Origin of the sequence: Mesorhizobium sp. M1423 (assembly GCF_040317575.1) — a bacterium.
Classification (GTDB): Bacteria; Pseudomonadota; Alphaproteobacteria; order Rhizobiales; family Rhizobiaceae; genus Mesorhizobium.
Window position 1 is genome coordinate 187229 of sequence record NZ_JAMYKU010000011.1, and the last position, 6988, is coordinate 194216.

Consider the following 6988-nt stretch of genomic DNA (forward strand, 5'->3'; position numbering starts at 1 on the left):
AAAAAGGAGACGATGAATGACCTTGGCCAAGAAGATCGTGCTGCTGATGATGGCGGCGGGAATGCTGCTTGCTATTTTCCTCGAAAGCGTTCCTGCACAAGCCGAGGAGATGAAGCACGACATGGGCGCCATGGGCGCGCAGAGCCCCTCGACCGAGGGCTACAAGGCGGCGATGGACAAGATGCATACCGACATGATGGCGATCGAATATTCCGGCAATGCCGATGTCGATTTCGCCCGTGGCATGATCCCGCATCACCAGGCTGCCATCGACATGGCCAAGGTCGAGCTCGCCAATGGCAAGGATCCGGAAATCCGCAAGCTGGCCGAAGCGGTGATCGCGACGCAGGAAGCCGAGATCAAGCAGATGCAGGACTGGCTCGCCGCCCATCCGGTGAAGTAGGCGTCACGCTGTCGAGGAATCCAGGCGAGAGGCTTCACCTGGATTTCTGCTTCACCTGGATTTCGCTTGGCGGCTATGGTGCTATCCGGGCCTCGGACTGGAGCATGCCATGCCATCGACGATACGAACGACCACCCTGCCCTGCGGCGAAGCCGTGCCGGTGCTCGGCCAGGGCACCTGGAAGATGGGCGAAGACGGCCGCCGCCGTGGCGACGAGGCCAATGCCCTGAAGCTCGGGCTGGATCTCGGCATGACGCTGATCGACACCGCCGAAATGTATGCCAGCGGCGGTGCCGAGGAGGTGGTGGCGGAGGCCATCGCTGGTCGCCGCGACGAGGTTTTCCTGGTCTCCAAAGTGCTGCCGTCCAATGCCTCGCGCGCCGGCGTGAAACGGGCCTGCGAGAACAGCCTGAGGCATCTCGCCACCGACCGCATCGATCTTTATCTGCTGCATTGGCCGGGCAGCGTGCCCTTGACGGAAACGGTCGAGGCATTCGAAGCGTTGAAGGCAGCCGGCAAGATCCGCCATTGGGGCGTCAGCAATTTCGATACCGGCGAGATGGAAGAGCTGGTCCGATTGCCGGCCGGCGGCAACGTCCAGACCAATCAGGTGCTCTACAATCTGTCGCAGCGCGGCGTCGAGTTCGACCTCGCCCCGTGGAGCCGGCAACGCGGTATGCCGCTGATGGCCTATTCGCCGGTCGATCAGGGGGTATTGGCGCGCAATGCCAGGTTAGATGCCATCGCCGCTCGCCACGGTGCGACGCCGGCGCAGATCGCGCTTGCCTGGGTGATGGCGCAGGACGGGGTGATCGCCATTCCCAAAGCTAGCTGCCCGGAGCATGTCCGGCAGAATGTCGCGGCGTTGGACATCGAGCTCACGAGCGAAGATTTCGCCGAAATTGACCGCGCCTTCCCACCGCCGAGGCGGAAGTCGGGCCTGGCGATGATCTAGAGGCATCAGACAAGCCGGACGTTGAGGCTGCCGATCTCCCCCCTCGTGGGGGAGATGCCCGGCAGGGCAGAGGGGGCGTGAAGGATCGCCTGCTTTGGGCTCAACGCTTGCCCAGCCGAGAATTGGCATGAGTGCGCGATTTCGGTCGGTCGAAGGTTGGCGGGACAGCGCCCCCCTCTGTCCTGCCGGACATCTCCCCCCACGAGGCCCCCACGAGGGGGGAGATTGGCGGTTCCAGCGACGCCGCTCCGACCGCAAAAGCAACTACTTCCCCACCATCCCCTTCAGCCGGTACAGCGCTTCCAGCGCCTCGCGTGGCGTCATCTCGTCGGGATTGATCTCCGCTAGCGCTTCACCCAGCCCATCACTCCTGGCCGGCTTCGACGCTTCCCGCTTCGCCGCCACGGAAAACAGCGGCAGGTCGTCGACCAGACGGTTGGCCTTGCCCGAGACCTCGCCGGCTTCAAGCTGGTGCAGCACTTCTTTGGCCCGGCCGACGACGGCTTCCGGCAAGCCGGCAAGCCGCGCTACCTGGACGCCGTAGGAACGGTCGGCGGCACCCTTGCCGACCTCGTGCAGGAAGACCACGTCGCCCTCCCATTCCTTGACCCGCATGGTGACGTTGGAGAGCCGCGGCAGTTTTCCGGCGAGCGCCGTCATCTCGTGGAAATGCGTGGCGAAGATCGCCCGGCAGCGGTTCTTCTCGTGCAAATATTCGACTGCCGCCCAGGCGATCGAGAGGCCGTCGAAAGTGGCGGTGCCGCGGCCGATCTCGTCGAGGATGACCAGTGCGCGTTCGCCGGCCTGGTTGAGGATCGCCGCTGTCTCGACCATCTCGACCATGAAGGTCGAGCGGCCGCGCGCCAGATCGTCGGAGGCGCCGACCCGCGAAAACAGCCGGTCGACGACGCCGATATGGGCTGATGCCGCCGGCACGAAGGAGCCGGTCTGGGCAAGGATGGCGATCAGCGCGTTTTGCCTGAGAAAGGTCGACTTGCCGCCCATATTGGGGCCGGTCAGCAGCCAGATCGCGCCGGCCTTGGCATCGCCTTGCGGCGACAGATCGCAATCATTGGCGACGAACGGGCCTTCGCCGGAACGCCGCAGTGCCTGTTCGACCACCGGATGGCGTCCGCCCGAAATCTCGAAGGCAAGGCTCGCATCGACCAGCGGCCGGCACCAGGCCTCGCTTTCGGAAAGCAAGGCAAGGGCTGCCGAAACGTCGAGCACGGCGAGCGCTTCGGCGCCGGCGCGGATCCTGTCGGCCTGGCCGACGACTTCCGCCGTCAGCGCCTCGAAAGCGGCAAGCTCGATCGCCAGCGCCCGGTCGGCGGCATTGGCGATCTTCGATTCCAGCTCGGCGAGTTCCGTGGTGGTGAAGCGCATGGCGTTGGCCATGGTCTGGCGGTGGATGAAGCGCGCCTTGGCGCCGTCGCTGCCGGTCATCAGCGCATGGTGGTTGGCGGTGACTTCGATGTAGTATCCCAGCACATTGTTGTGCCTGATCTTCAGCGAGCGGATGCCGGTCTCGTCGATCAGCGAGCGCTCCAGCCCGGCGATCACTTTTCGCGACTCGTCGCGCAGTGCCCGCATCTCATCGAGTTCGGCGTGGTAACCGGAACGGACGAAGCCGCCGTCGCGCTTGAGCAGCGGCAGCTCGTCGCTGAGCGCCTGTGCCAGATGCGTCGCCAGCGCGCCGGGCAGTGCCTTGATGGCCGCTAGCGCCGCCGCCAGTTCGGCGGGCAAGGCGGTTTGCCCGAACAGTCCGGCGATGGCGCCGGCCGCTTCGAAACCGGCGCGCAGCGCGCCGAGATCGCGCGGACCGCCGCGGTTGAGCGCCAGCCTGGACAGCGCGCGCGGCATGTCGGCGACGCTCTTCAGGCTGGCCCGCACCGCCTGGCAGAGGCGCGTCTCGGAGCGGAAGAACGACACCGAATCCAGCCTTGCAGCGATTGCCGCCGGGTCGGTCAGCGGCGCCATCAGCCGGTCAGCGAGCAGCCTTGCGCCGCCACCGGTCACCGTGCGGTCGATCGCCTTGAACAGCGACCCCTCGCGGCTGCCGGACAGCGTGCGCAGCAGCTCCAGATTGGCGCGCGTCGCCGGGTCGATGAACAGTGTCGATCCCTGCTCCTCGCGCTCCGGCCGCGACAGCGGCGGCCGCTCCGCTTTCTGCGTCTTCTCGACATACGCGATGACGCCTGAGATCGCCGACAGCTCGGCGCGCGAAAACGAGCCGAAACTGTCAGGCGTCGCCACCTCGAAGAAGCGGGCGATGCGGCCGGCGGCCGAAGCCGAATCGAACAGCGACGGCGGCTGCGGGCTGGCGACGCGGCCGAGCACGTCGAACACCGGTTTCAGCTCCGGGTCGTAAAACACCGGTTCGGCGACGATCAGCTCGCGCGGATCGACACGGATGACGTCGGCGAGCAGCCGGTCGGCGGTGGTTTCAGCGACGCGGAAGACACCGGTCGAGATCTCGATCCAGGCCAACGCGAAGGAATGCTCGGCGCCGCCCTTGACCCGTCCCAGCGCCATCAGAAAACTCGATTCCGACGGCGCCAGCAGTTTGTCCTCGGTGATGGTGCCTGGCGTCACCAGCCGCACAACATCGCGGCGCACCACCGATTTGCCGCCGCGCTTCCTGGCCTCGGCTGGATCCTCGATCTGCTCGCAGACGGCGACGCGGAACCCCTGGCCGATCAGCTTCTGCAAATAATCGTCGGCGGCGTGCACCGGCACGCCGCACATCGGGATGTCGAGCCCCTGGTGCTTGCCGCGCTTGGTCAGCACGATGCCGAGCGCCCGGCTTGCCTTCTCGGCATCGTCGAAGAACAGCTCGTAGAAATCGCCCATGCGGTAGAACAGCAGCGAATCCGGGTTCGCCGCCTTGATCTCGATGTACTGCTCCATCATCGGCGTCGCCGGCGCGAAGGCCGGCGTGGCGTTGTCGCTTCGAATGGGCGTCTCGTCGTTCAAAAAGCTGCTTCCAAAATTTTCCAAGCCATGCTTGGCGGTTTACAGCGGCGAAGTGTAGCCTTAATCCCGAACCGTCCACAAAAGAAAGCATGCGCACCCATCTCAAGCGGTGCCGTACGGGCGAGGAAACCAAGAGTACCATGGCCAAGAAAACCGAAAGCAACGGGCCCTCAGTCAGCGCCCAGGAGGCGCTGGAATTCCACGCCATGGGCCGTCCGGGCAAGCTGGAGATCGTCGCCACAAAACCGATGGCGACGCAGCGCGATCTCAGCCTCGCCTATTCGCCGGGCGTCGCGGTGCCGGTTCTCGCCATCGCCGAGGACCCGAGCCGCGCCTTCGACTACACGGTTCGCGGCAACATGGTCGCCGTCATCTCCAACGGCACCGCTATCCTCGGCCTCGGCAATCTCGGCGCGCTGGCCTCGAAGCCGGTGATGGAAGGCAAGGCGGTGCTGTTCAAGCGCTTCGCCGATGTCGATTCCATCGACCTCGAGGTCGACACCGAGGATGCCGACGAATTCATCAACTGCGTGCGCTTTCTCGGCCCCTCCTTCGGCGGCATCAACCTCGAGGACATCAAGGCACCGGAATGCTTCATCATCGAGCAGCGGCTGCGCGAATTGATGGACATACCGGTGTTCCATGACGACCAGCACGGCACCGCCATCATCTCGGCCGCCGGGCTGATTAACGCGCTGGAAATCACCGGCCGCGACATGAAGACCACGAAAATGGTCTGCAATGGCGCCGGTGCTGCCGGCATCGCCTGCATCGAATTGATGAAGGCGATGGGCTTTGCGCCTGAGAATATCATCCTTTGCGACACCAAAGGCGTCGTCTTCCAGGGCCGCACCGAAGGCATGAACCAGTGGAAATCGGCGCATGCCGTCAAAACCGGCGCGCGCTCGCTGGCCGAGGCGCTGGACGGCGCCGACGTGTTCCTCGGCCTCTCGGCCAAGGGCACGCTGACCACCAGGATGGTGCAGTCGATGGCCAAGAACCCGATCATCTTCGCCATGGCCAATCCCGACCCCGAGATCACACCGGAGGAGGTCGCCGAGATCCGCACCGACGCCATCATGGCGACGGGGCGGTCCGACTATCCCAACCAGGTCAACAACGTGCTTGGCTTCCCCTACATCTTTCGCGGCGCACTGGATGTGCGGGCGACCACCATCAATGACGACATGAAGATCGCCGCCGCCCGGGCGCTGGCGGAGCTGGCGCGCCAGGACGTGCCCGACGACGTCGCCGCCGCCTATCAGGGCAACCGGCCGAAATTCGGCCCCAACTACATCATCCCGGTGCCGTTCGACCCGCGGCTGATCTCGGCGATCCCGATCGCGGTCGCCAAGGCGGCGATGGACTCCGGCGTCGCGCGCAAGCCGATCCTCGATCTCGACCGCTACGCGCAGGAGCTTTCCGCCCGCCGCGACCCGATCGCCTCGACGCTGCAGCGCATCTACGACCGCGTGCGCCGCCAGCCCAAGCGCATCGTCTTTGCCGAGGGCGAGGAGGAGCAGGTGATGCGCGCCGCCGTCTCCTATGTGAACCAGCGGCTCGGCACCGCCATCCTGCTCGGCCGCGACGACATCATCAAGGAAAACGCCCGGAATGCCGGCATCGACCTCGGCAAGCAAGGCATCGAGATCATCAATGCGCGGCTGTCGCGGCGCAACTCCGTCTACACCGATTATCTCTACGAGCGCATGCAGCGCAAAGGCTTCCTGTTCCGCGACTGCCAGCGGCTGATCAACAACGACCGCAACCATTTCGCCGCCTGCATGGTGGCGCTGGGCGATGCCGACGGCATCGTCACCGGCGTTACCCGCAACTATTCGACGGCGCTCGACGACATCCGCCGCGTCATCGACGCAAGGCCCGGCCATTGCGTCATCGGCGTGTCGATCGTGCTGGCGCGGGGTCGCACCGTGCTTGTCGCCGACACCGCCGTGCACGACATGCCGAACGCTGAACAGATCGCCGACATCGCCGAGGAGGCCGCCGGCTTCGCCCGCCGCATGGGCTACGAGCCGAGGCTCGCTATGCTCGCCTATTCGACCTTCGGCCATCCGCAGGGCGAGCGCTCCGAGCGCGTCCAGGAAGCGGTGCGCATCCTCGACAAGCGCCGCGTCGATTTCGAGTATGACGGCGAAATGGCCGCCGACGTGGCGCTCAACGCCCGCGCCATGGCGCAGTATCCGTTCATCAGGCTGACCGGCCCCGCCAATGTGCTGATCATGCCGGCGTTCCACTCGGCCTCGATCTCGACCAAGATGCTGCAGGAGCTCGGCGGCTCAACCGTCATCGGCCCGCTGCTGGTCGGCCTGAACAAGCCGGTTCAGATCGTCTCGCTCAACGCGAAGGATTCGGACATCGTCAATATGGCGGCGATCGCGGCGTATAGCGCTGGGGCTTGAGGGGCACGTAGCGGCAGCGCCCTTTCCTTCTCCCCTTGTTTGTGGGAGAAGGTGGCCTCGCGAAGCGAGGTCGGATGAGGGGTGTTCCAGCTTGGCGCCGGCAGCACTCCATCCAACACCCCTCAACCGTCTCGGCGCTGCGCGCCGATCCACCTTCTCCCACAAGGGACCTGTTGCGCAGTCATGAGCAAAAGCTTGCGGCGGCGGGGTTGCGGCGGTTGTTCGCTTGTTTGC

Annotated in this window: 4 protein-coding genes; 3 read left to right on the forward strand and 1 reads right to left on the reverse strand. The window is 65.4% G+C overall.

Annotated elements, in window-relative coordinates:
- The first annotated feature begins 16 nt into the window (after positions 1 to 16).
- Both copM and NKG95_RS16415 read left to right on the forward strand, forming a co-directional pair.
- Complete coding sequence (gene copM, locus NKG95_RS16410) at positions 17 to 403, forward strand: CopM family metallochaperone (RefSeq protein WP_353041503.1); 387 nt, start codon at positions 17 to 19, stop codon at positions 401 to 403.
- A 109-nt stretch (positions 404 to 512) separates the two neighbouring features.
- Positions 513 to 1358: an aldo/keto reductase gene (locus NKG95_RS16415; RefSeq protein ID WP_353041505.1), complete on the forward strand. Its 846-nt coding sequence runs from the start codon at positions 513 to 515 to the stop codon at positions 1356 to 1358.
- Positions 1359 to 1622: 264 nt separating this feature from the next.
- Here the strand turns inward: NKG95_RS16415 and mutS are convergent, their stop codons facing one another.
- A complete protein-coding gene (mutS, locus tag NKG95_RS16420; protein ID WP_353041511.1) occupies positions 1623 to 4271 on the reverse strand; it encodes a DNA mismatch repair protein MutS in 2649 nt (882 codons plus the stop codon).
- Between the two features lie 203 nt (positions 4272 to 4474).
- Between mutS and NKG95_RS16425 the strand changes: the two genes are divergently transcribed.
- Positions 4475 to 6754: an NADP-dependent malic enzyme gene (locus NKG95_RS16425; protein ID WP_023717919.1), complete on the forward strand. Its 2280-nt coding sequence runs from the start codon at positions 4475 to 4477 to the stop codon at positions 6752 to 6754.
- Positions 6755 to 6988 lie beyond the last annotated feature (234 nt).